The organism is Corynebacterium sp. MSK047, assembly GCF_030232285.1.
Classification (GTDB): domain Bacteria; phylum Actinomycetota; class Actinomycetes; order Mycobacteriales; family Mycobacteriaceae; genus Corynebacterium; species Corynebacterium jeikeium_D.
In genome coordinates, this window is sequence record NZ_JASPJI010000002.1 from 1 (window position 1) to 19,892 (window position 19,892).

22 protein-coding genes are annotated in these 19,892 nt (G+C 60.6%); 11 read left to right on the forward strand and 11 right to left on the reverse strand.

Features of this window, described 5'->3' with window-relative positions:
* A partial coding sequence (locus QP981_RS00760) for a helix-turn-helix domain-containing protein (RefSeq protein WP_350309459.1) occupies positions 1 to 347 on the reverse strand: 347 nt, incomplete at its 3' end.
* Positions 348 to 433: 86 nt separating this feature from the next.
* Positions 434 to 1,459, reverse strand: a complete 1,026-nt coding sequence (locus QP981_RS00765) for an o-succinylbenzoate synthase (RefSeq protein WP_284857261.1) — start codon at positions 1,457 to 1,459, stop codon at positions 434 to 436.
* A 13-nt stretch (positions 1,460 to 1,472) separates the two neighbouring features.
* Here QP981_RS00765 and QP981_RS00770 point away from each other — a divergent pair, with 13 nt between their 5' ends.
* A complete protein-coding gene (locus QP981_RS00770; protein ID WP_016422029.1) occupies positions 1,473 to 2,453 on the forward strand; it encodes a 1,4-dihydroxy-2-naphthoyl-CoA synthase in 981 nt (326 codons plus the stop codon).
* A 66-nt stretch (positions 2,454 to 2,519) separates the two neighbouring features.
* On the opposite strand, the gene pdxY is transcribed toward QP981_RS00770, so the two are convergent.
* On the reverse strand, positions 2,520 to 3,446 hold the full coding sequence (gene pdxY, locus QP981_RS00775; protein WP_284857262.1) for a pyridoxal kinase PdxY: 927 nt from the start codon (positions 3,444 to 3,446) through the stop codon (positions 2,520 to 2,522).
* Between the two features lie 41 nt (positions 3,447 to 3,487).
* Entirely contained in the window at positions 3,488 to 3,931 is a 444-nt protein-coding gene (gene arfB / locus QP981_RS00780; protein ID WP_284857263.1) for an alternative ribosome rescue aminoacyl-tRNA hydrolase ArfB, read from the reverse strand.
* A gap of 138 nt (positions 3,932 to 4,069) precedes the next feature.
* On the opposite strand from arfB, the gene QP981_RS00785 reads away from it, so the two are divergent.
* The 6 genes from QP981_RS00785 (at position 4,070) to QP981_RS00810 (ending at position 9,862) form a co-directional block, all read left to right on the forward strand.
* Entirely contained in the window at positions 4,070 to 4,852 is a 783-nt protein-coding gene (locus tag QP981_RS00785) for an SDR family oxidoreductase (protein ID WP_284857264.1), read from the forward strand.
* Positions 4,853 to 4,868: 16 nt separating this feature from the next.
* Positions 4,869 to 5,549: an alpha-ketoglutarate-dependent dioxygenase AlkB family protein gene (locus QP981_RS00790; RefSeq protein ID WP_284857265.1), complete on the forward strand. Its 681-nt coding sequence runs from the start codon at positions 4,869 to 4,871 to the stop codon at positions 5,547 to 5,549.
* A gap of 33 nt (positions 5,550 to 5,582) precedes the next feature.
* Positions 5,583 to 6,812 (forward strand): sensor histidine kinase, encoded by a 1,230-nt coding sequence (locus tag QP981_RS00795; protein WP_284857266.1) that lies wholly within the window; start codon positions 5,583 to 5,585, stop codon positions 6,810 to 6,812.
* Positions 6,813 to 6,864: 52 nt separating this feature from the next.
* A complete protein-coding gene (locus QP981_RS00800; protein WP_101687723.1) occupies positions 6,865 to 7,572 on the forward strand; it encodes a response regulator in 708 nt (235 codons plus the stop codon).
* Between the two features lie 116 nt (positions 7,573 to 7,688).
* Positions 7,689 to 8,432 carry an ABC transporter ATP-binding protein gene (locus QP981_RS00805; RefSeq protein ID WP_070643242.1) on the forward strand — a complete coding sequence of 248 codons (744 nt, stop codon included), beginning with the start codon at positions 7,689 to 7,691 and terminating at the stop codon, positions 8,430 to 8,432.
* Positions 8,429 to 9,862, forward strand: coding sequence for an ABC-2 family transporter permease (locus QP981_RS00810; protein WP_284857268.1), 1,434 nt, complete (start codon positions 8,429 to 8,431; stop codon positions 9,860 to 9,862). Before QP981_RS00805 ends, QP981_RS00810 begins: the two co-directional genes overlap by 4 nt.
* A gap of 26 nt (positions 9,863 to 9,888) precedes the next feature.
* Here QP981_RS00810 and QP981_RS00815 read toward each other — a convergent pair whose 3' ends face one another.
* Both QP981_RS00815 and msrA read right to left on the reverse strand, forming a co-directional pair.
* Positions 9,889 to 11,067 (reverse strand): YkvI family membrane protein, encoded by a 1,179-nt coding sequence (locus QP981_RS00815; RefSeq protein WP_284857270.1) that lies wholly within the window; start codon positions 11,065 to 11,067, stop codon positions 9,889 to 9,891.
* Positions 11,068 to 11,166: 99 nt separating this feature from the next.
* Complete coding sequence (msrA, locus tag QP981_RS00820; protein WP_016422007.1) at positions 11,167 to 11,823, reverse strand: peptide-methionine (S)-S-oxide reductase MsrA; 657 nt, start codon at positions 11,821 to 11,823, stop codon at positions 11,167 to 11,169.
* Between the two features lie 102 nt (positions 11,824 to 11,925).
* Here msrA and menE point away from each other — a divergent pair, with 102 nt between their 5' ends.
* Genes menE through QP981_RS00835 form a run of 3 tightly spaced genes read left to right on the forward strand, consistent with a single transcriptional unit; the run spans position 11,926 to position 15,198 of the window.
* A complete protein-coding gene (gene menE / locus QP981_RS00825; RefSeq protein ID WP_284857271.1) occupies positions 11,926 to 13,074 on the forward strand; it encodes an o-succinylbenzoate--CoA ligase in 1,149 nt (382 codons plus the stop codon).
* Between the two features lie 56 nt (positions 13,075 to 13,130).
* The gene (locus tag QP981_RS00830) at positions 13,131 to 14,027 is read left to right on the forward strand and encodes a 1,4-dihydroxy-2-naphthoate polyprenyltransferase (RefSeq protein WP_284857272.1); all 897 of its coding nucleotides are present in this window, start codon (positions 13,131 to 13,133) and stop codon (positions 14,025 to 14,027) included.
* A 10-nt stretch (positions 14,028 to 14,037) separates the two neighbouring features.
* Positions 14,038 to 15,198, forward strand: coding sequence for an alpha/beta fold hydrolase (locus QP981_RS00835; RefSeq protein ID WP_284857273.1), 1,161 nt, complete (start codon positions 14,038 to 14,040; stop codon positions 15,196 to 15,198).
* Here QP981_RS00835 and QP981_RS00840 read toward each other — a convergent pair.
* Positions 15,195 to 15,590, reverse strand: a complete 396-nt coding sequence (locus QP981_RS00840) for a DUF4229 domain-containing protein (protein ID WP_284857274.1) — start codon at positions 15,588 to 15,590, stop codon at positions 15,195 to 15,197. The two genes, QP981_RS00835 and QP981_RS00840, sit on opposite strands and share 4 nt — an antisense overlap.
* 194 nt (positions 15,591 to 15,784) lie before the next feature.
* On the opposite strand from QP981_RS00840, the gene QP981_RS00845 reads away from it, so the two are divergent.
* Positions 15,785 to 16,051 carry a hypothetical protein gene (locus tag QP981_RS00845; RefSeq protein WP_016422002.1) on the forward strand — a complete coding sequence of 89 codons (267 nt, stop codon included), beginning with the start codon at positions 15,785 to 15,787 and terminating at the stop codon, positions 16,049 to 16,051.
* Here QP981_RS00845 and rfbA read toward each other — a convergent pair.
* The 4 genes from rfbA to ccsB all read right to left on the reverse strand — a co-directional run bounded on the left by rfbA (position 16,048) and on the right by ccsB (position 19,792).
* Entirely contained in the window at positions 16,048 to 16,923 is an 876-nt protein-coding gene (gene rfbA, locus QP981_RS00850; RefSeq protein ID WP_076772577.1) for a glucose-1-phosphate thymidylyltransferase RfbA, read from the reverse strand. The genes QP981_RS00845 and rfbA overlap by 4 nt on opposite strands.
* A gap of 20 nt (positions 16,924 to 16,943) precedes the next feature.
* Positions 16,944 to 17,633, reverse strand: a complete 690-nt coding sequence (locus QP981_RS00855; RefSeq protein ID WP_070643254.1) for a dTDP-4-dehydrorhamnose 3,5-epimerase family protein — start codon at positions 17,631 to 17,633, stop codon at positions 16,944 to 16,946.
* Between the two features lie 102 nt (positions 17,634 to 17,735).
* Positions 17,736 to 18,728, reverse strand: coding sequence for a dTDP-glucose 4,6-dehydratase (rfbB, locus tag QP981_RS00860; protein WP_284857275.1), 993 nt, complete (start codon positions 18,726 to 18,728; stop codon positions 17,736 to 17,738).
* A gap of 53 nt (positions 18,729 to 18,781) precedes the next feature.
* Complete coding sequence (gene ccsB, locus QP981_RS00865; RefSeq protein WP_284857276.1) at positions 18,782 to 19,792, reverse strand: c-type cytochrome biogenesis protein CcsB; 1,011 nt, start codon at positions 19,790 to 19,792, stop codon at positions 18,782 to 18,784.
* Positions 19,793 to 19,892 lie beyond the last annotated feature (100 nt).

Consider the following 19,892-nt stretch of genomic DNA (forward strand, 5'->3'; position numbering starts at 1 on the left):
GATACATCACCAGGTGTTATCCGACTGCGGGTATTCATAGTGGTCAATCTAGCCCGCCGGTTATACACCGTGGTTGTGCACACCCCAGCCTGCGCGGCAATCTCGGCAACACTATATGAGCCGGCCATAAGCATCTCGTAGATCACGCGATGCTTATGCATCATCGAGACCTTCGGGTAGTGCGATTGGTGCTGGATCTCAATTCCGGCTTGTCGCGCCCACCGCCTGACTGTTGGTGAGGGTATCCCTAACTCACGTCCAACTGCGCTTGCTGATGCCCCGTTGGCGATGTGTTGAAGCGCAATGGGTTTGATGGCACTGTATTTCGTTCGGCGGGTTTGCTTCACTACTTCTCCTGGTCGAAAGTGGTGATGCATTCACCGCCTGAACCTACCGGGCTCAAAGTGTCATAAACCTAGTCACTTTCTTGGCGTTATAGATGGGCGTACGCCGCGCGGAGGCGGTCGAACCACCAATCGCGGCGGGGGCCCGGCGCGGCGAGCTCGGCCAGGCGGGAAGGGTCGGGCGCGGGGTTGGTGACGGGCAGTCGGCCATCGAAAAGTGGCCGGGGCTCGATGATGTCCTCGATAAACAGCGAGGACGTGGCCAACCCCGCCGCATTCGGCTCCGGCTGCAGCTCGGTAGCAGGCAGGGCCGCCACCGTGAACAAACCGGCGGCCATACCAACGCCGGTATCCAAGGCGCTGGCGACGGTCACCTTCATCTCCAGTTCCTCGGCCAACCGAAGCAAACGGCGTGGCCCGCCAAGCGGTGCGACCTTCATTACGCCCACGTCCGCCGCCTGTTCGCGCGCAACCAAATACGGATCCTCGGCCTTGCGAATCGACTCATCGGCAGCAATCGGGCAAAACTCCCCCACTGCGTCGCGGACCTCGCGAAGCTCGGCGACAGTCGCAACTGGCTGCTCCATATATTCCAGCGGGCCCAACTCATGGGCGGCGCGGATGGCCTGCTCCACCGACCAGCCACGGTTCGCATCGACCCGCACGACAGGTTCATAGCCATAAGCTTCGGCCACCGCGGTGCGGACGGCGGCTACGCGCTCGATGTCGTCGTTAAGCGATTGGCCGCTCTCTGCGACCTTGACCTTAAACGTGCGGCACCCGGGGTAGCGCGCCACGACCTCCGGCACCTGGTCGGGTGTGACGGCGGGGATGGTGGCGTTGACCTCGACAAACTCGCGCTTCGGGATGGGCAGGCCGACGTATGCGCATTCGATGGCCGAGCGCAGCCACGCGGCGGCCTCGGACGCCTCGTATTCCAGGAAGGGAGCGAACTCGCCCCAGGTGACGGGGCCGTCGATGAGGAGTGCCTCGCGGGTGGTGACGCCACGGAATTCCACTGCCATGGGCAGCGCGACGACGTGGGCGCGGTCGAGGATGTCGTCGATTGGCGGAAGCTGGATGTTGGGCGCAGCGGACACAGACATACCCCTCATGCTAGAGACCTTTATGCTGGAAGCCATGACTGATACCGCGAAGTACTCGACCGATAACCCCTTCCGCCCCGAGCAGTGGAAGACGGTTGATGGTTTTGAGGATTTGACCGACATCACCTACCACCGGCACGTCGGCGAGGGCCGCGAGAACGGCATTGTGCGTATTGCGTTTGATCGCCCGGAGGTTCGTAACGCATTCCGCCCGCATACCGTCGATGAGCTCTACCGCGCGCTCGACCACGCGCGTCGCACTCCCGATGTCGGCGTAGTGCTGCTGACCGGTAACGGCCCGAGCACCAAGGACGGTGGCTGGGCATTCTGTTCGGGTGGTGACCAGCGCATTCGTGGTCGTTCCGGCTACCAGTACGCAACGTCCCACGAGCATGACGACGCTACCGCGGACGCATCCACCATCGATACCGCGCGCGCCAAGGTCGAGGGAGGTCGCCTGCACATCCTGGAGGTGCAGCGCCTAATTCGCACTATGCCGAAGGTTGTCATTGCCGTGGTCAATGGCTGGGCCGCAGGTGGCGGACACTCCCTGCACGTCGTGTGTGACCTGACGCTGGCATCGCGCCAGGAGGCCCGCTTTAAGCAGACCGACGCTGACGTGGGATCTTTCGACGCCGGCTATGGCTCGGCTTACCTGGCGAAGCAGGTTGGCCAGAAGTTTGCCCGTGAGATTTTCTTCCTCGGCCGCTCCTACGACGCTGAGACCATGCACCGCATGGGCGCCGTCAACGAGGTCGCCGACCACGCTGAGTTGGAAGATGTCGCGGTCGAGTGGGGTCGCATGATTAACGGTAAGTCCCCGACGGCGCAGCGCATGCTGAAGTTCGCCTTCAACCTGACCGATGACGGCCTGATGGGTCAGCAGGTCTTCGCGGGTGAGGCTACTCGCCTAGCGTACATGACCGACGAGGCCGTCGAGGGCAAGGAAGCGTTCCTGGAAAAGCGCGACCCGAACTGGGACGAGTTCCCGTTCTATTACTAGGCCTGTTGGGACACTGCTAGGGCTGGCTTAGCGGCGTGAGCCCCCCAGCCCTACTGCACCCCAGCCCTACTGAACCTTCGTAACCTCAAAGCGCTGCTCCGGGTGGACATAGGCCTCCTGCGCGCGAATGAGCTCCAGCTCGCCAGAGCCGGACTCGTGCGTGACCTTCAGCAGCTCAAAGATACTGGCCGCGGTGTTGCCCAGCGCGACCGAAAGGTCACCGTCAATACCGCGACCACGCAGCAGGTTGCCTGCAAACAGCGCAGCCGCGACATCGCCGGAACCGTTGCGCTTCAGCGGCAGGTACGGTGTCGCCACCAACCATGCGCCCGCACCATTGACGGCGAGCATCTCAATCTCGCCCTCCTTGCGCTCCGGACGCAGCACGCTGGTGACCAACACGGCCTCCGGGCCCATCTCACGGGCAGCATGGGCTGCCGCAATGGTGGACTCCAGGTCGCTGACCTCGCGGCCCGTCAGGTATCCCAGCTCGAACTGGTTTGGCGTAATCACATCTGCCACCGGCACGACCTTGTCGCGCAGCAGCGGCGGAATGTCATCCGACACGTGGCAGCCACTCTTGGCATTTCCCATCACCGGGTCACACGAGTAAATGGCCTTCGGGTTGCGCTGCTTGGCCAGCGCCACGGCTTCGATGATGACATCCGCAATATCGCTACCGCCCTGGTAGCCGGAGATAATCGCGTCGACGTCGTCAAGCTTGCCCAGCTCATCGATACCCTTGATGACCTCGCGCACATCCGTGGCCGGAATCATCGGGCCGCGCCACTGGCCGTAGCCGGTGTGGTTGGAGAAATCGACGGTGTGGACCGGCCACACTTCAAAACCTGCGCGCTGCAGCGGGAAGACTGCAGCGGAGTTGCCCACGTGGCCATAGCTCACATGCGACTGGATGGACAGAATCGAGGGCACGCGGTTGAACTCCGCAACAGCTTCAGCTGCCTTTTCGGTAGGGGCCTGGTTTTCGCTCATACCATCTATATTGCAACGGATGCGCGAAAATCCCATATTCCCTAGTAGGCGCTGGGGCGACGTCGGCTGGCTTTGAGCTCGGAGCGGCGCTGCTTCTGCGCTTTACGACGGGCAATCGAGGCCCGACTCGGTCGAGTCCGCCGGCGCCTCGGAGGCGGTGGCTGCACAGCTTCTCGGATGAGTTCCGCTAAGCGCCGCCTGGCTTCCGCGCGGTTGCGTACCTGGGAGCGCTGCGTGGTAACGGACACGGTGAGTGTGGTGCCGTCGAGTCGGTGGCTGAGGTTCTGGAGAGCGCGGCGGCGGTGGACGTCGGAAAGCACGCTGAGCTCGGCGATATCCACCGATAGCTGCACCTTGGAGTCGGTGGTGTTAACGCCCTGACCGCCTGGTCCTCCGGAGCGGGCGAAGCGTTCGGTGAGCTCCGCCGCGGGGATGACGAGGCCCTTTGGGATGCCAGAACCTGGTGGGATGTTCAGGGGTTTCATGGTGACCAGTGTAGAGGGCGCGTTTGTAATCGGGTCACACTTCCACCAATCCGCTGTTAAACAACAAATGCTCGCCTAAGCTGGCGGATAACACTCTCAAGTTATAAAAACAGCAAGAAAAGGCAGGATTGAGGCACCATGGCCACTTCTGATTCCCCGTCCATTTTCATCTCCGGCGGCGCGCAGGGTATTGGCCGTGCGGTGGCCGAGAAGTTCCTGGCTGCAGGCTGGACCGTCGGCGTCTACGACATCAACGAGGATGCCCTGGCAAAGCTTAAAGCTGAGCGCCCGGAGGTAATCGTCGGCAAGCTGGACGTGACGAACTATCAGCAGTGGGAAGACGCGCTTGCGGACTTCACCTCCCACACCGGCGGCAAGCTGACGGTGCTGGACAACAACGCGGGCATCATCGGCGATGGCGATATCATCGACCAGTCGCCGGAGATTATTCGCGCGCAGGTGGACATCAACTGCACCGGTCTGACTCTGGGCGCGAAGGCGGCGCACCCGTACCTGAAGCGCACTAAGGGGTCTCACCTGGTCAACATGGGTTCGGCTTCGGGCATTTACGGCCAGCCGCACATCGCGCCGTACTCCGCGTCGAAGTTCTACGTCTCTGGTCTGACGCAGGCTCTGGATCTGGAATGGCGCAAGGACAAGATCCGCGTCGTCGCAATCATGCCGCTGTGGGCGAAGACCAAGCTGGCGGACGTTTCCGCTGGTTCCACCCGCCGTCTTGGCGTGCGCATCACGCCGGACCAGGTCGCTGATGCTGTGTGGAAGGCAACGCACCCGCAGAACTTCATTGAGCGCCAGCGCCACTTCTACTCGGTGTCGGCAGCGGACTTTATCCTGCGCTACCTGGGCAAGATTGGTCCGCAGTTCCTGTCCCGCCCGGTTAACGCAATCATCGCGGGTTAAGAGGCAAACTAGACCTATGCTCTTTGATCAACTCCCGCGCGATGATGCCCGCATCACGCCGGGAGTTGTTCATCTTCCGGGATGGCTTCCATTGGAGCGGCAATCGGGCATCATCACGCAACTCCGCGACATCGCCCGCGACGTTGCCGGCACTCCCCTGGCCATGACTCGTCCGCAGCTCAAAAGCGGCCAGATGCAGGTATTCATGCTGCATCTCGGCCGCATGTGGGCCACAAATCCATACCGCTACGTCACGCACGTCGGCGGCGTTCGCGTCCCGCCCGTGCCTGACAATCTGCTACAGCTCGCTACCGAAGCACTCGGCGCTGCCGCGCTTTACGACGAATCCCTCAGCCAGTGGCCCACCACTTTTCGGCCCGACATGGCGTTGGTCAACTACTACCCGCCCGGGGCCACCATGGGGATGCACCAGGATCGAAACGAAAACTCCCCTGCCCCGATTGTGTCACTCTCTATCGGCGATGAGGCTCTGTTCCGCATTGGCGGGACTGAAAACCGCAACAAACCCTGGGATGACGTGACTCTCGCCAGCGGGGATGTGATTGTGTTTGGTGGTCCGAAGCGGCTTGCGTTTCATGGTGTGCCCAAGACTCGTCCGGGCACGCTGCCGGAAGGGTGCGGGCTTAAAGAGGGCCGCATCAACATCACATTCCGGCAAGTGGAAAACTCACACTAAACCGCGCAAGCCACCGACCGCTAGCCTAGACACATGCAGCGCACCGCTTCCTCCATGCACGCACAGCCTGCCACCACGCAGACTCCTGCCCCACTCGACTGGCACAGCCGGGTGCGTTACTTCGTCGGCTCATTCCCAACTGCCGATCTCGCTATTGCGGCTGCTTTCCTGCTGTGCTGCTGGTTGAGCATGACGCCGCTACTTACTTATGGCCCGAGCTTCACATATGTCACCAATGTGATTCTGTCCGCGATGATTGCCGGAGCCGCAGCGTTTCGTCGTAAAGCAGTGCGTGCATCGTTTGTGGTTACGTACATTGCCCTGGCGGGTCTCGCCTTGCTGGTGTGGCTATCCCCTGTAAACCTTGGGCTAGACCCTATTATTGTTGCTGCCCCACTATCACTATGGGCTGTGAGCAGGTGGGAACCGAATCGCACCTGGGGCATCGTTGGGCTGTTTTTAGGGTTAATTGGCAGCTTCCTCAACCCGGCAGTTCCTGCCTTCGGCTTTACCCCGGAACGACTATTGGTCTTCGGACTACCGGCGGTGCTCATCACGGCGAGCGCGTACGCAGTGCCACTATGGCTGCGCATCAACGCCGAGGAACATGCCGCGGAGTTGGAGAACGTCGTGGCGCTCAACAAGCTGGAGTTGTCCAGGGAGCTTCACGACGTCGTGGGGCACGGACTCACCTCTATTAAGGTTCAGGCCCAAACCGCTCTGTACCTGGCGGAGATGGATGGCTCACGAGCGGAATCCGCTGCTGAAAAGACCACGCTGGAAGGTATTGCCCAGACCGCAGAACAATCGTTGCGGGATGTGCATGCGCTTGTCGATGCGCTACGTGAAGGCAGCGAGATTAGCGCTGACCCGAATGAGATTCCGCGTCTGGTTGCGGCAGTTTGTCCGCCGGGTCGCGATGTTTCGGTGACTCTGCCGGAGTCTTATGGAGACCTGGCGGATTGGCCACTCGCGAAGCGACTGACTCTGGTGCGGGCAGTGACGGAGTTGGCCGCGAATATGGCCAAGCACTCATCGGGCGCTGGTCAGCTGGCACTGACAATCGATCCACCTGCCGATGCTGATGACAGCCCGGCGCGGGTTCATTTGGTGACTGCAAACCGGGCTGAGAGCGATACCTTGGAACCCAGGAAGCGAGCTGGCGCTGGCCTGATTGGTCTGAATGAACGCGTGGCGCAGCTCGGTGGCGAGATGACTTATGGTGAAAGCGACGGCATGTTCCGCGTCAGTATTCGGCTGTAAGCAGTTCGACCGAAGCAGGGCTGACTGTCAATCCTGTCGAGAAAGACGAGCAATGGATGTAATTCGAGTATTAGTGGCTGAAGATCAGGCTCTGATTCGGCAGTCTTTCGCGCAGCTTATTGATGCCCACCCGCAGATGAAAGTCATTGGTGCCGTGGGCGACGGCGCCGAGGCTGTGCGTCTTGCCTCCGGAGCCGATGTGGTCGTCATGGACATTCGAATGCCCGTGATGGACGGTATCGAGGCCACCCGGCAGATCGTGCAAGGCGTGCCGTCCAGAGGTGCGGCTCGCGCTTCCACTCCGAAAGTCCTGGTGCTGACCACTTTCCGCGAAGAAAACCTGGTGCTCGGCGCTTTAGAAGCTGGGGCCGCAGGCTTTTTGCTCAAAGACTCCAATCCCCGTGAGCTGCTTTCGGCCATCATGCGTATCCACCGTGGTGAAGGAGTCATCGATCCGAAGGTGACGCCGATGGTGTTGCGGCATGTTTCACCGCGCGCACCGCACTCAGGACAGCCAGCGAGAGCGTTCTCGACGCATGGCGCTGACTCAGACCCCACTCACACAGGAACCCAATTCACACCCCGCGAACAGGAGATTTTGAACCTCGTCTGCCAAGGGCTTTCCAATGACGAAATTGCTCGCAGGTTGGTTGTCGCCACGACGACAGTGAAAACCCATGTGAAATCCCTGTTGACCAAGACGGGCTCACGCAGTCGCGTGGATCTTGTCATTTGGGCTGCGAAAAACGGGCTGCTGTAGCTTCTCCTCGCTGGTACCGTCATCCTCGCTATCGTCTCCTCCCTAGGGAGGATATTTCCGCCACCTCATCCTCAGGGAGGGCGCGAACCGAACCAGCCATGCCTATTACTTAAGGCATGAACGCACCAACCCCTACCTCAGGCCCTTCCGCAGATGCCGCCGCTCCCCTCCTTCAGCTGCGCGGCATCACTGTCTCCTACGGCAAGAACGAACCTGTCCTGAACGGCCTCGATATGAACGTCCGCGCCGGCGAGGTCTACGGGCTATTGGGACTCAACGGCGCAGGTAAATCCACGCTGATGAGCACGGTGCTTGGGCTAATTCCCTACTCCGGTGAAATCAGCATCGCGGGACACCCGTGGTCCGTTGTCGATCTGGACCGCATCGGCGCCTCCATCAATGGCCCGGCGTTCTACCCACAGCTCTCAGCCACCGACAATCTCAAAGTGCACGCACATCTGACCGGCACGGACAAGAGCCGTATCGCCGAAGTCCTCGACTTAGTCGGGCTTCATGCTGGTAACAAGCGTGCCCGTGCATTCTCCACCGGCATGAAGGTTCGTCTTTCCCTGGCGATGGCGCTGCTCACCGACCCCGACATTGTGCTTCTCGACGAGCCCACCAACGGCCTCGACCCCGAAGCTATCGTGGGCCTGCGCACCTTGTTGCGAAATCTTGCCGCTAGTGGCAAGGCCGTCGTGGTGTCCTCCCATCAACTCGGAGAAGTCGAAAAGAGCGTTGACCACCTTGGTGTCCTCGCCGGTGGCCGACTGGTCTACGAAGGCCCGCTGACTGACTTTGCGGCCTCTGGTCAATCCCTCGAGCAAGCTTTCTTCACCGCAGTAGGTGTTGCCCGATGAGCACTCAACCGCACACGCGCACTCTTAACACGCGCACCGTTCCTACTCGCCGCTACTTCCGCGCCGAGCTACTGCGGGCGAAGTGGTCACTCACCATGTTTCTTCCCATCATCATGGTGGCAGTCGCTCTGGTCAGCATGGTCTTTTCTAGAGGCGTTGACGCCACCGCCATGGCGAGCGCCCACATCTACTCGCTTATCCTGCTTCCTCCCCTGGCTGCTATTACGTCCGTCATCGGCCAAAACCGTGAAGAAAAACTCCGCCAAGGCGGCCTAATCTGGCGCAATATCTCGGGCACTCGAGTGCTCCTTGCCCGCGCAGCCACTGTCATTGCCTCCGCGGCCCTCGGTCACGCATTGATGGCTGCACTCCTTGCCCGGAGCGTGAGCACCGCATTGCAATTCACGCTCTTTAGCACGTTGTCATTCTTCGTCTTCTGGACATTCGGCCTTGCCCTATGGCGCCTTGTGCCACGCGCAGCTCTCTTCCTCGCTCCGCTCGCTTCCATCGCTTGGGCCATCGCAGGAACACTGGACGCCATGAGCCCAAACTGGAAAGTTCTCCCGTGGACCTGGGCAATCCGCCCAACGTTACCTATCCACGGAGTGCAGGCTAATTCCATCTCGGCTCCCGCCGACAGCGAGATCTGGAACATCGCCATCCTGCCGCCCGCGTTGCTGCATTTACTCCTCGGGCTAGGTCTATTTGCCATCGCATTGCTTGCGCACGGAAAATCTCTCAGCTTGCCGACGGGCCGCGAACGCAGCACTTCGTCGTTAAGCCATGGCATGAGCGCGACCCTTCCGTGGCGCACCTGGTGGAGTCTCGCAGCGCTGATGCTTGCCGGCCTTGCGGTCGTGCGTGTGGTGTGGAACCCGGAGTATGCGCTGGGGCTGCTGAGTTTCGTCTGCGTGCCGACGGCTGCAACCGTGGTGGCCATCATGACATGGACCTCGCAAGCTGATGCCTGGCCAGCGCTGATGTATCGGCGTGCGCGACGGAGCATCACACTCCGACTGTTTGCTTTGGATATGGCGTTTCTCGTACCGGTGCTCGTGGTTGCGGTGGTGATTAGTGGCGCAGGCGGCCAGACCAATAGCCAGACCGGCATTAACCCCTGGCCGTACCAGGCGGTCATCGCTCCTCTTGTGGCCGCGATGATTGTGGCCGTGACCGGCTTAATTGCGCGTCGAAGTGTGGCGGCCGCAATCTTTGTCTCGGTCGCGCTCGGCGGTTGGGCGGTGATGGTTGGCGGTGATGTCCTCAGCGCCTCACCGTTGTGGTGGACCTCGGAATGGGGATGGACTTGGGTAGTCCGTGATTACCCCGAGCGGTGGCCAGTGATGGTTCTCGTGTCCGCCATTGTGATGGCGGCGTTCGTGGCTTGGGCTCGGGCGACATCATTGAAGGCGATCCAATCCCAAGACTGACGGCGGCGCTACGAGCAGCCCACCTACTACTCGATCGCCTCGCGAACCTCTTCGACACTGAGGTTCGAGTCTTCAATCTCCTCGCGGGCCTCCTTGTTCCGGCCACGGCGGACCAGACGGAAGATGCGCTTGCGGCGGGAAGTCTCTTCACTGATGCGCTCGCGGCCGCGCAACCAGGCAACAAGCATGACAGTAATGAGCAGCAGACCGATGTAGCCCAGGATTGGGTAGACCCAACCGATTAGGTTCTGGAAGCCCATGAAGCTCAAGGCGAAACCGAGCAAGACCAGGGCGACGTAGACAATCTTGAATTTTTCCGGGTGCTTAGCGGTGACGCGACGCCCCAGAGCGTAGAACATGCCAAGTGCCGTGTTGAAGATCATGCCAAGGATTACCACGGCCATGGCCTGGCCCAGCCACGGGTGCAGACGATTAATGACAGTGAGCATTGGCACGGCATCGGTGGCGACAGTACCAACAGTGTGGAACAGCGTGATGGTGGTAATCAGCAGCATCGCGGAGTAAATCAAACCACCGGTAAACCCACCGGCTCCAGCGGCGCGGGGATTGAACAGGCTACCGCCAATAACAATCGCCATGGAAACCGCAACCATCAGGTTAAAACCAACATAGTTCACTGCGGCGACAACCCAGTTCGGCAGAGTGGTCGGGACTTCCGCAACGGCAGCTGCCTGCTCCGCGGCCGGGGTGGCATCGGTGAACGCCAGCGTATAAACACTGGCCAGCAGGATAAAGCCGACGATAAACGGCGTGATGGAACCGATCACGGTGGTCACGCGGTCCACATCGAGGAAACCGGCTGCAATGGTCACCAGCACCATGATTACGGCACCGATCCACACGGGGATGCCCCACTGCTGCTCCATGTTGGCACCGGCACCGGCGAACATAACGAACCCTGTGGCGAAGAGCGTGATAATCACGCCAATGTCCAGTACTCGCGAGAAGATGGGGTGCGATACGCGTCGGAAAACTTCGCCGTGCTCGCTGGCCTGAAAGTAGCTTCCCAGCTGCAAAATGATCATCGCCATCAGGCTCATGATCACCGCTGAGAGAACGGCACCCCAGACACCATTGATGCCAAAGGCGACGAAGTATTGCATGATTTCCTGACCCGTCGCAAAGCCCGCGCCGACGACCACGCCGACGAAGGCAAATGCAACGCGCAGTACTTGCTTCACCACAAGGGTTCACTCCTATTCGACTATCTGATTGATATAACCACCTTACTTTTCTCAGTGAGTTTTACTAATCGCAATTAAGCGTTCTACGAAGTTTCGCCTTTAAATTCCGCAGGCCACGCCGGTCGAATGCACTGGGCAGTAGCCGTTCGGATTCTTAAACAAGTACTGCTGATGCTCATCCTCAGCCCGGTAGTACTCCCCTGCCGGGGTCTCCGCGAGTGGCTTAATCTCCGTGGTGATGGCCCCCAGGCCAGCGTCGGCAAGCTTCGGCGCGTAGGCATCGGCGATCTCCTGTGCCCGGCGCGCTTGCTCGGGCGTCGTCGTGTAGATCGCGGAACGGTACTGCGTGCCGACATCATTACCCTGGCGGTAGCCCTGCGTGGGATCGTGGGCCTCGAAGGCCTTGGCGATCAGCTGGTCGAAGCTAATCTGCTCCGGGTCGTAGACGACCTCCACAATCTCGGTGTGGTTGGTGCGTCCGGTGCAGGACTCGCGGTAGGTGGGATTCGGCGTCACGCCACCGGCGAACCCGACCGACGTGCTGAGCACGCCCGGTGTTTCCCAAAACAGCTTCTCAGCACCCCAGTAACAGCCAATCCCGATGTAGACGACCTCCTGGCCTTCCTCCCATGGGCCGGTGATCGGCGTGCCGAGCACCGCATGCGGCTTCGGATTTTCCAACACCGGGTGCGAGCCGCCCTTGAGCGCCTCATCTTCCGGCACCAGCTCTGCGGACCTGCCAAAAATCCAACCCATCTTCTACGCCTTTCTATCTATGACTGTCTTTGGTCTGCGCAACGCGCCCGAGGCCACGATTGTTCCGACCTCGCCACCAGAAACTACGGCACAACACGGGCTATGGTTTGGGTTGTGCGTACGCTCAGCCTGCTTTCCGTCAATCCCCACGACCCGACCGCCATCCTGCCCGACCTCCGCGCCGCGCTGGACGGTGAGGTCTCTCTTCTTCCCGTTCCGCTTCACGACGGCACGCGCGCCTCAATCTTGCGGAACTCGCAACGCGCAGGTGAGCCGATTGATGAGTCCATCGCGCTTGTTGTCGGCACGTCCGGTTCCACCGGTACACCGAAGGGTGCACAGCTGACGGTGGATAACTTGGTCTCCTCTGCTACCGCTACACATCAGTGGCTCGGCGGTGAAGGGCAATGGCTGCTGGCGATGCCGGCCTATCACATCGCTGGCCTGCAGGTTCTTATTCGCTCGCTGCTCGCGGGCACGGAGCCGGTGTGTGTGGATGTGACCGACGGTTTTGATGTAGCCGCATTCGCCGACGGCGCCGAGGCCCTCACAGGCGACCGTGCCTACACCTCGCTGGCTCCGATGCAGCTGGCCAAGGCGATGGAAGAACCCTTTGGTGCGGCTGCCCTGCGCCTCTTCGACGCCATCCTCGTCGGCGGCGCAGCTTTGAACCCGCAGGTGGCAGCGCGGGCCGAAGAGCTCGGCATCAACGTCGTGACCACCTATGGTTCCTCCGAGACAGCCGGCGGCTGCGTCTACGACGGCCAGCCCATCGAGGGTGCACAGGTAGCCATCGAAAATGGTCGCGTTTGGCTGGGTGGACCGATGATCGCACACGGTTACCGCAACGCGCCCGGTCACGAGGCTTTCCATAAACCAGGTTGGTTCGCCACCTCTGATGCGGGCGAAATCCGCGATGGCCGACTAGTCATTATGGGACGCCTGGACACCATCATCGACTCCGGCGGGTTAAAGCTGCACCCCGAAGTCCTCGAACGTGAACTGCTCGCCATCGACGGAGTAACAGGTGCCTGCGTGGTGGGCGTGCCGCACCCACGGCTCGGCCAAGCCATCGTCGCAGCGTATGAAGGCACCGCTGAGCTCGGCGATATTATGGACGGCCTCGGCGATGCTGAAGACGCCGGGCGAATCAATCACTGGATGATTCCCAAGGATCTGCGTCGCGTGGAGGCCCTGCCGCTGATTGGTCCGGGCAAGGTCGACCGGAAGAAAGTCGCGGCGCTCTTTTAGCTCATTCAGACACGCATTAGTTCAAGGCATTTGGTGTCACGTCCTATTATTAATTCATGTCTGAAGCACCAAAGAGTCCTGCAACGGCGTCGTTAAGCGATTGGCTGGAAGGCGCGCGCCCCCATACCTGGGCGAATGCGTTTGCGCCGGTCATCGTCGGTGTCGGAGCGGCGTCGACGCACGCGCCGATTATCTGGGGACGTGCGGTGCTCGCGCTGGTTGTCGCGTGGGCGTTGATTGTGGGCGTGAACTTCGCCAACGACTACTCCGATGGCATCCGCGGCACTGACGATGACCGCTCGGGCCCGCTGCGCCTGACGGGTTCTGGTCTGGTCGAGCCGAAGGTTGTGAAGTACGCGGCGTTCGGTTCCTTTGGTGTCGCCGGTCTTGCCGGTGTTTCGCTATCCCTGATGAGCGCGTGGTGGCTCATTCTGGTCGGTGCACTGTGCATCGCGGCTGCGTGGTTCTACACCGGCGGTAAAAATCCCTACGGTTATCGCGGACTTGGCGAGGTCTCGGTCTTCGTCTTCTTCGGTCTCGTCGCGGTGCTCGGCACGGAATTCACCCAGACGGGCTCGCTGTCTTGGGTCGGCCTGGCCTGCGCAATTGGTATTGGTTCGGTGTCTTCTGCCGTGAACCTGGCGAACAACTTGCGCGACATCCCCACCGACGCCGCCACCGGCAAGATCACGTTGGCAGTTCGCCTGGGCGACTTCCGCACCCGCATCGTCTGGCAGATTCTCTCCCTCATGCCCGCGCTGGCCAGCATCTTTATCGCTTTCTGGCGCCCATGGGCGCTGGTGGGTCTGCTCATCGTGCCGCTGTGGGTAAAGGCCTCCGAGCCAATTCGCATGCATAAGAAGGGCAAAGAGCTCATCCCGGTACTGGGGCTTACCGGCAAGATGATGCTTGCCTGGTCCGTCATTACGGCACTCGCACTCGCGCTCAGCTAGGGGGGTACCGATGGACTTCCGCACACTGACGCACAAGGCGCTTGACGACGTCCAGGAGGCCGCAACCCGAGTTGGCGACACAGCAGCCAAGGCTCCAGCTTTCGCCCGCAGCGCTGCTCTGCGCCTGACCAAATCGGGACGCCGGCGACTGGCGCTGGAGCACGGCGCGCTGCATTCGCAGACCCGTGAACCGGGCCTAACCGACCTCACGTCAACCGGCGTGGTGCATATCAAGACCGCACCGGTCGCAGCCGAGATTGCGGCCAAGGACGATGAGCGGAAGGCCAGCGACAAGCCGGATGCTGTCACCACCGATATTCCGGTGCACTGGTACGAGGTAGAACCTAGCGAGCCCGCCAAAGAACCCGTGACCATCGTCTTCGTCCACGGCTTCACCCTGGCTGGCGAGTCCTGGTACCGACAGTTCAACGAGCTGCGCAAGTCGCACCCGGAAGCACGCCTGTTGACTATGGATTTGCGCGGCCACGGCCAGACCGGAGCGGTTCCGGCTTCACTCTGCACGGTCGAAGGTGCTGCGGCCGATGCGCTGGCCGTGATCGCCGAGCGTGCCGCGACCGGAAAACTCATCGTGGTTGGGCATTCGCTAGGCGGTTTGATTGCACTGCACATGGTGCGGGCTGCAGAGGAAAGCATTCGCCGTCGGATAGCAGGCGTAGTGTTGATTTCCACGTCTATCGACAAGCTGGCCGCCCAGGGTGTGCCGCAGATTCTGGCGTCCCCGGTGGCGGATGCGGCGCGCAATGCAATTGAGTCCTCGCCGAAGGAGATTCGCAAGTTCCGCGAGGCAATCGCGTCACTGATGGCGCCGTCGTTGGCAGTTGCGGTGTTCGCCCGGCGCACGGACTACGAGATCATCGAGTTCCACGCGGCCATGATTAATGAAACACCGCTGGAAACTTTCGTGGGATATCTCGACGACCTGCAGGATCACGACGAGTTCGCAGCCGGGCCTTACTTGGAGGGCTTGCCAGGAGCGGTACTGGTGGGCACGAAGGACGATGTCACTCCGCGCAAGCAAGCAGACCTAATTATGGAAAAGTGGCCGGACGCCGAACTGGTTGAAGTCGACGGGGCCGGCCACATGTTGCCGCTCGAGGCTCCGGAAGCGGTGAACCGGGCAATCGAGCGAGTGTTAGAGAAGGTGCGCTAGTTTTCCTCGCGGTCCTTAATCTGCTGCGCAATGTACTCCTTGTGCGCGCGGCGGTTCTCCGACCACACTGCAACAGACTCATTGGCCTGGACGCGCAGCTTCGGGAACACAAAAACCGACAGCGGCATCGCAATAATCAGTGCGAACACAGCCGTAATTGCGGCCGGAATCTGCACATTAACGAGGTAGATAATCACGAGCAGAATGAAGAACAGCACCAGGAACAGCAGCAGACGCGCAAGGCCGTACCAGAACAGCCCCTTCATGGCATTGCCGCGACCAGCATTCTTGGTCACCGGAGCTGACTGCTTCGGAGCTGCTGAAGCCGGAGCCTGAGTCGCCTCCACTTCAGCCTCAGAAGCCAACTTGTCCTGCTCTGCTGGATTGGTCATTAAACCCTCACCTCTACGTGTTACGCCTGTACTGCGCCCCGGGCGTTGTTAGCGTCCATGGCTGTTCGTGTCCAACGTTCCTTTGTACCCTAACGGACTCTGTACGCCGTACCGCATGCAGTGCGATACCCCTCGTGGGCACTACTGGACTCGTTGCGTATTCTAGTCGGTAAATCCAGGAGGTTAGCTATTACATGGGTCGGCTCATTCTGCTGCTGTTCATCATCCTTGTCGTAGTCATGCTGTGGAAGGCATTTGGTCCCGGCAGTCGCGGCAACGGCATGCGACGTATTTCCGCTCCGCAACCGGAACCCCGTCCGCTCGCTCCCGACGATGATCCGGAGTTCCTCTGGAAGCTCAAGAAGGCCGAATTCGATCGCCGTAAACGTGAGCAGGAGCTGCAGGAGCGGCGCGAACGGGAGCAGGACGACAACCCCGATAATCCCGGCGAAACTGACTAAACGTCCTTGCCACGCAGCAACAACTGCTGTAGATATTCCCCGTAGCCACTGGCGCTGAGGGCGTCGGCACGCGCGCTAAGCGCAGCATCGTCAATGAATCCCATGCGCCACGCCACCTCTTCCGGCGAGCCAATCTTTAGCCCCTGCCGCTGCTCGATTGTGCGCACAAAATCGCCCGCGGCCATCAGATTGTCCACCGTGCCGGTATCCAGCCACGCCGTGCCGCGCGGCAGCACCTCTACCTGCAGTTTTCCTCGCTCCAAGTAGACGCGGTTAACATCCGTGATTTCCAATTCGCCGCGTGACGACGGTTGCAGCGAGCGAGCTATCTCAACAACCTCGGCATCATAGAAGTACAAACCAGGCACCGCGAAATGGCTGCGTGGTTTCTTCGGTTTCTCCTGGATCGCCACGGCTTTGCCGCTTTGGTCGAAGTCCACGACTCCATAGGCTGTGGGATCTGCGACCCAGTAGGCGAAGATCGCTCCGCCATCGACGTCATGGAAGCGGCGCAGCTGCGTGCCCAAGCCAGCACCGTAAAAGATGTTGTCGCCGAGGATGAGCGCAACGGAGTCATCGCCGATGTGGTCCGCACCGATGATGAACGCTTCAGCGAGACCACGGGGCTCGTCTTGGGTGGCAAAGGTGAGGTTGAGGCCCCACTGCGAGCCGTCGCCAAGCAAGCGTTCAAACTGCGGGGCATCATGTGGCGTGGTGATGACGAGGATGTCCCTGATTCCCGCTAGCATCAGCGTGCTCAGCGGGTAGTAGATCATCGGCTTGTCATAGACGGGAACCAGCTGCTTGCTTACGCCAAGTGTGATGGGAAACAGCCGAGAGCCCGTACCACCTGCGAGGATGATGCCCTTCATAGTGCTCGCGCCTTTCTGCCTTACTGCCCGGCCGCTTCGTTGGCGATTGCCCACTCGTCGCGAGCCATGTTCTCAAGATCCTTGCAGTCAAACTCACTGGGGAGCTTATTGCCCTCGGCCTCGAACTGCTCGATAGTCGGAGCCTTCTGATCGCGCTCGGAGAGAATCATGTCCGCTTCGGTGAGACCACCCTTGGCCAGTAGCGCGGCCAGGTCAATTCCGAGAGTTGGGTCCTGGATGCTAACAGCACGCTCTGCCTCCGGGTTGTAACCGGTGGAAGTGAGGTAGGTGAGCACGGAGTCGTCGGCAAGCGAGACGAAACCGTGTCCGATGCCGTTGGGCAGATAGACCACTCGGCGGGTCTTGCTGTCGAGCTCGAAGACCTCAACCTTGCCGAAGGTGTCGGAGCCGCGACGCAGGTCAACCGCGATGTCGAGGATGTGGCCCGCGGGACAAGTAACCAGCTTCGCCTGGCCGGGGTGGCCATCTGGCGCGGTGCTGACGTCAGCGAAGTGCAGGCCACGGACAACGCCTGCGGCGGAGACACTCATGTTGGCCTGCTCCGGGAAGAACGGGTAGCCCGTGGCCTCGGCGAATGCGTCGAGGCGATACCACTCGTGGAAACTACCGCGGCTGTCGCCGTGGATGACCGGCTCGAAGGTGAAAACGCCGTCGATGGAAGTGGGCTGGAATGTGCTCTTAGGGCTCATGGGTAACAAGTGTAGACGCGGGTGCTGGCCTGAGGCTGCGGCGCGCGTTGAGTGTGCACTGAGCGTGCGTTGGGAGTGTGCTGGGCATGCCGTGGCAGCGAACTACAACTCCTGCTCACGCTCGGCGTAGCCAGCCTCAGCGGCATCGTAGGCCGCGGCCCACCAAGACTCGTTGGCACGATACCAGTCAATGGTCTCGGCGAGCCCCGCGGAAAAGTCTTGGTAGCGCGGCTGCCAGCCAAGGGTACGGATGGATGCGGGATCAATCGCATACCGACGGTCATGCCCCGGGCGGTCAGTGACACGGACGAAATCGGACCGCGCACGTCCGAAGCCCTCGAGGATGTCTCCGACCACGTCGAGGTTGGAACGCTCGCCATCGGCACCAATCAGGTAGGTCTCCCCCACCTCGCCAGAATCCAAGATTGCCCAGACCGCGTCGTTGTGGTCATCGACGTGAATCCAGTCCCGAACATTCTCGCCAGTGCCGTACACGCGAGGGCTACGACCGCGCAACAGACCACAGATCTGGCGGGGAATCAGCTTCTCCGGATGCTGCCTCGGCCCGTAGTTGTTCGAGCAGTTACTAATCGTCGCAACCAACCCGAAGCTGCGCACCCACGCCCGGACAAAGTGATCCGCTGAAGCCTTGGAGGCCGAGTAGGGGCTGGAGGGTTTGTACGCGGTGGCCGTCGTAAAGCGTGCTGGATCGTCGAGAGCGAGATCGCCGAAGACCTCGTCTGTAGAGATGTGGTGAAAGCGAACATCGTGGGTGGCGCAGGCCTTCGCCAGATTCACGGTGCCCATGACATTGGTGGTGACGAAGGGGTCGGCATCCACCAGCGAGTTGTCGTTATGGCTCTCTGCGGCGAAGTGGACGACGGCATCGAAGCCGGGAACGAGGCGATCGATCAGCTCAGCGTCGCGGACATCGCCGCGGATGATCTCACAGTCCGCTCCTTCCAAGCTCGCAGGGTTCGCGGCATAGGTGAAAGCGTCAAGCACCGTGACATTCACATCCGGCCGCGTGGCCAGAGTACGGAGAACGAAGTTGGAACCAATAAAGCCGGCACCACCGGTGACGAGAACGCGCATGGAAGCGATTCTAGTTCACCCGGCGATGCCGGCTTGGTACGTGTGTGATCGGCTTAGTTCAGGCCAGCGTACGAGTGCAGGCCCGAAACCACCATGTTGATGAAGAAGAGGTTGAACACCATGGTCGCGAAACCGAAGATGTTAATCCACGCGGCCTTGGTATTACGCCAACCCGAGGTCGCGCGAGCGTGCAGGTACAGAGCGTAGATAATCCAGGAGATCAGAGCCGTGGTCTCCTTCGGATCCCAGCCCCAGTAGCGGCCCCATGCGGACTCCGCCCAAATAGCGCCGAGAACAATGCCCAGACCGAACAGCGGGAAGGACCAAATAGCGGTGCGGTAGGCAATCGCATCCAGCTTCTGTGCATCCGGCAGCGGCGAGACCAGCTTGCCTAGGAAACCCTTTTCCTTGCCCTCGCGGTTGTACATCCGCAGCATGTACAGAATCGAGGCGACACCGGAAATCAGTGCGATACTGCACCCGATAGAAATAATCGAGACGTGAACCGGAATCCAAATCGACTGCAGTGCCGGCACCACCGGAGCAGCCTCAACATATAGGTTCTTACCACCGTAAAACATCAGCGCCAGAATCGGAGCCAGCATCCACGGCCAGAACACACGCATGGTTTCACGATGCAGTACGCCAGCTGCAATTGCCATAGCAAACAGAATGGAAACTGAGACGTACTCGTAGAGGTTGCCCCACGGGAAACGCTGCACGGCCAAACCACGCAGCAGCACCGATGCAAAGTGCACGGCCACACCGACATAAATCAGCATTTCCGTCACAACGCCGAGTCGGTTCGTCAGCGCCTGGTTCTTAGGCTCGCTTGCCGACGACTTCGTCGCCAACTCCCCCGAGTCAGCGACACTAGTGGTGGTAGCTCCATCACCAGCACCGGCGGCTACCAGCTCACGCTCGGCAACCTGGCTTTTCGCTTCAGCGACTGCGATACGACGGCTGTAGTAGGCAATGGATACAACAAAGGCCAAAAGATAAAAGGCGAAGGCCGTAAAGTACGACCAGTCCGAAAACTGCGCCAGTGTCTTATTGACGAGCATGTACTTGGCTCCAAAATGTGGAATTAGCGGAATACTTCTTCAAACCCTAGTACTAAAGCAGGACTAAGCAAAAGGGGGCCGTGGACACGGGGGACGCAAA

Coding starts and splice junctions, on each gene's coding strand:
- QP981_RS00765 (WP_284857261.1), bottom strand. CDS start 1,459: ATGAGGGGTATGTCTGTGTCCGCTGCGCCCAACATCCAGCTTCCGCCA.
- QP981_RS00770 (WP_016422029.1), top strand. CDS start 1,473: ATGCTGGAAGCCATGACTGATACCGCGAAGTACTCGACCGATAACCCC.
- pdxY (WP_284857262.1), bottom strand. CDS start 3,446: ATGAGCGAAAACCAGGCCCCTACCGAAAAGGCAGCTGAAGCTGTTGCG.
- arfB (WP_284857263.1), bottom strand. CDS start 3,931: ATGAAACCCCTGAACATCCCACCAGGTTCTGGCATCCCAAAGGGCCTC.
- QP981_RS00785 (WP_284857264.1), top strand. CDS start 4,070: ATGGCCACTTCTGATTCCCCGTCCATTTTCATCTCCGGCGGCGCGCAG.
- QP981_RS00790 (WP_284857265.1), top strand. CDS start 4,869: ATGCTCTTTGATCAACTCCCGCGCGATGATGCCCGCATCACGCCGGGA.
- QP981_RS00795 (WP_284857266.1), top strand. CDS start 5,583: ATGCAGCGCACCGCTTCCTCCATGCACGCACAGCCTGCCACCACGCAG.
- QP981_RS00800 (WP_101687723.1), top strand. CDS start 6,865: ATGGATGTAATTCGAGTATTAGTGGCTGAAGATCAGGCTCTGATTCGG.
- QP981_RS00805 (WP_070643242.1), top strand. CDS start 7,689: ATGAACGCACCAACCCCTACCTCAGGCCCTTCCGCAGATGCCGCCGCT.
- QP981_RS00810 (WP_284857268.1), top strand. CDS start 8,429: ATGAGCACTCAACCGCACACGCGCACTCTTAACACGCGCACCGTTCCT.
- msrA (WP_016422007.1), bottom strand. CDS start 11,823: ATGGGTTGGATTTTTGGCAGGTCCGCAGAGCTGGTGCCGGAAGATGAG.
- menE (WP_284857271.1), top strand. CDS start 11,926: ATGGTTTGGGTTGTGCGTACGCTCAGCCTGCTTTCCGTCAATCCCCAC.
- QP981_RS00830 (WP_284857272.1), top strand. CDS start 13,131: ATGTCTGAAGCACCAAAGAGTCCTGCAACGGCGTCGTTAAGCGATTGG.
- QP981_RS00835 (WP_284857273.1), top strand. CDS start 14,038: ATGGACTTCCGCACACTGACGCACAAGGCGCTTGACGACGTCCAGGAG.
- QP981_RS00840 (WP_284857274.1), bottom strand. CDS start 15,590: ATGACCAATCCAGCAGAGCAGGACAAGTTGGCTTCTGAGGCTGAAGTG.
- QP981_RS00845 (WP_016422002.1), top strand. CDS start 15,785: ATGGGTCGGCTCATTCTGCTGCTGTTCATCATCCTTGTCGTAGTCATG.
- rfbA (WP_076772577.1), bottom strand. CDS start 16,923: ATGAAGGGCATCATCCTCGCAGGTGGTACGGGCTCTCGGCTGTTTCCC.
- QP981_RS00855 (WP_070643254.1), bottom strand. CDS start 17,633: ATGAGCCCTAAGAGCACATTCCAGCCCACTTCCATCGACGGCGTTTTC.
- rfbB (WP_284857275.1), bottom strand. CDS start 18,728: ATGCGCGTTCTCGTCACCGGTGGTGCCGGCTTTATTGGTTCCAACTTC.
- ccsB (WP_284857276.1), bottom strand. CDS start 19,792: ATGCTCGTCAATAAGACACTGGCGCAGTTTTCGGACTGGTCGTACTTT.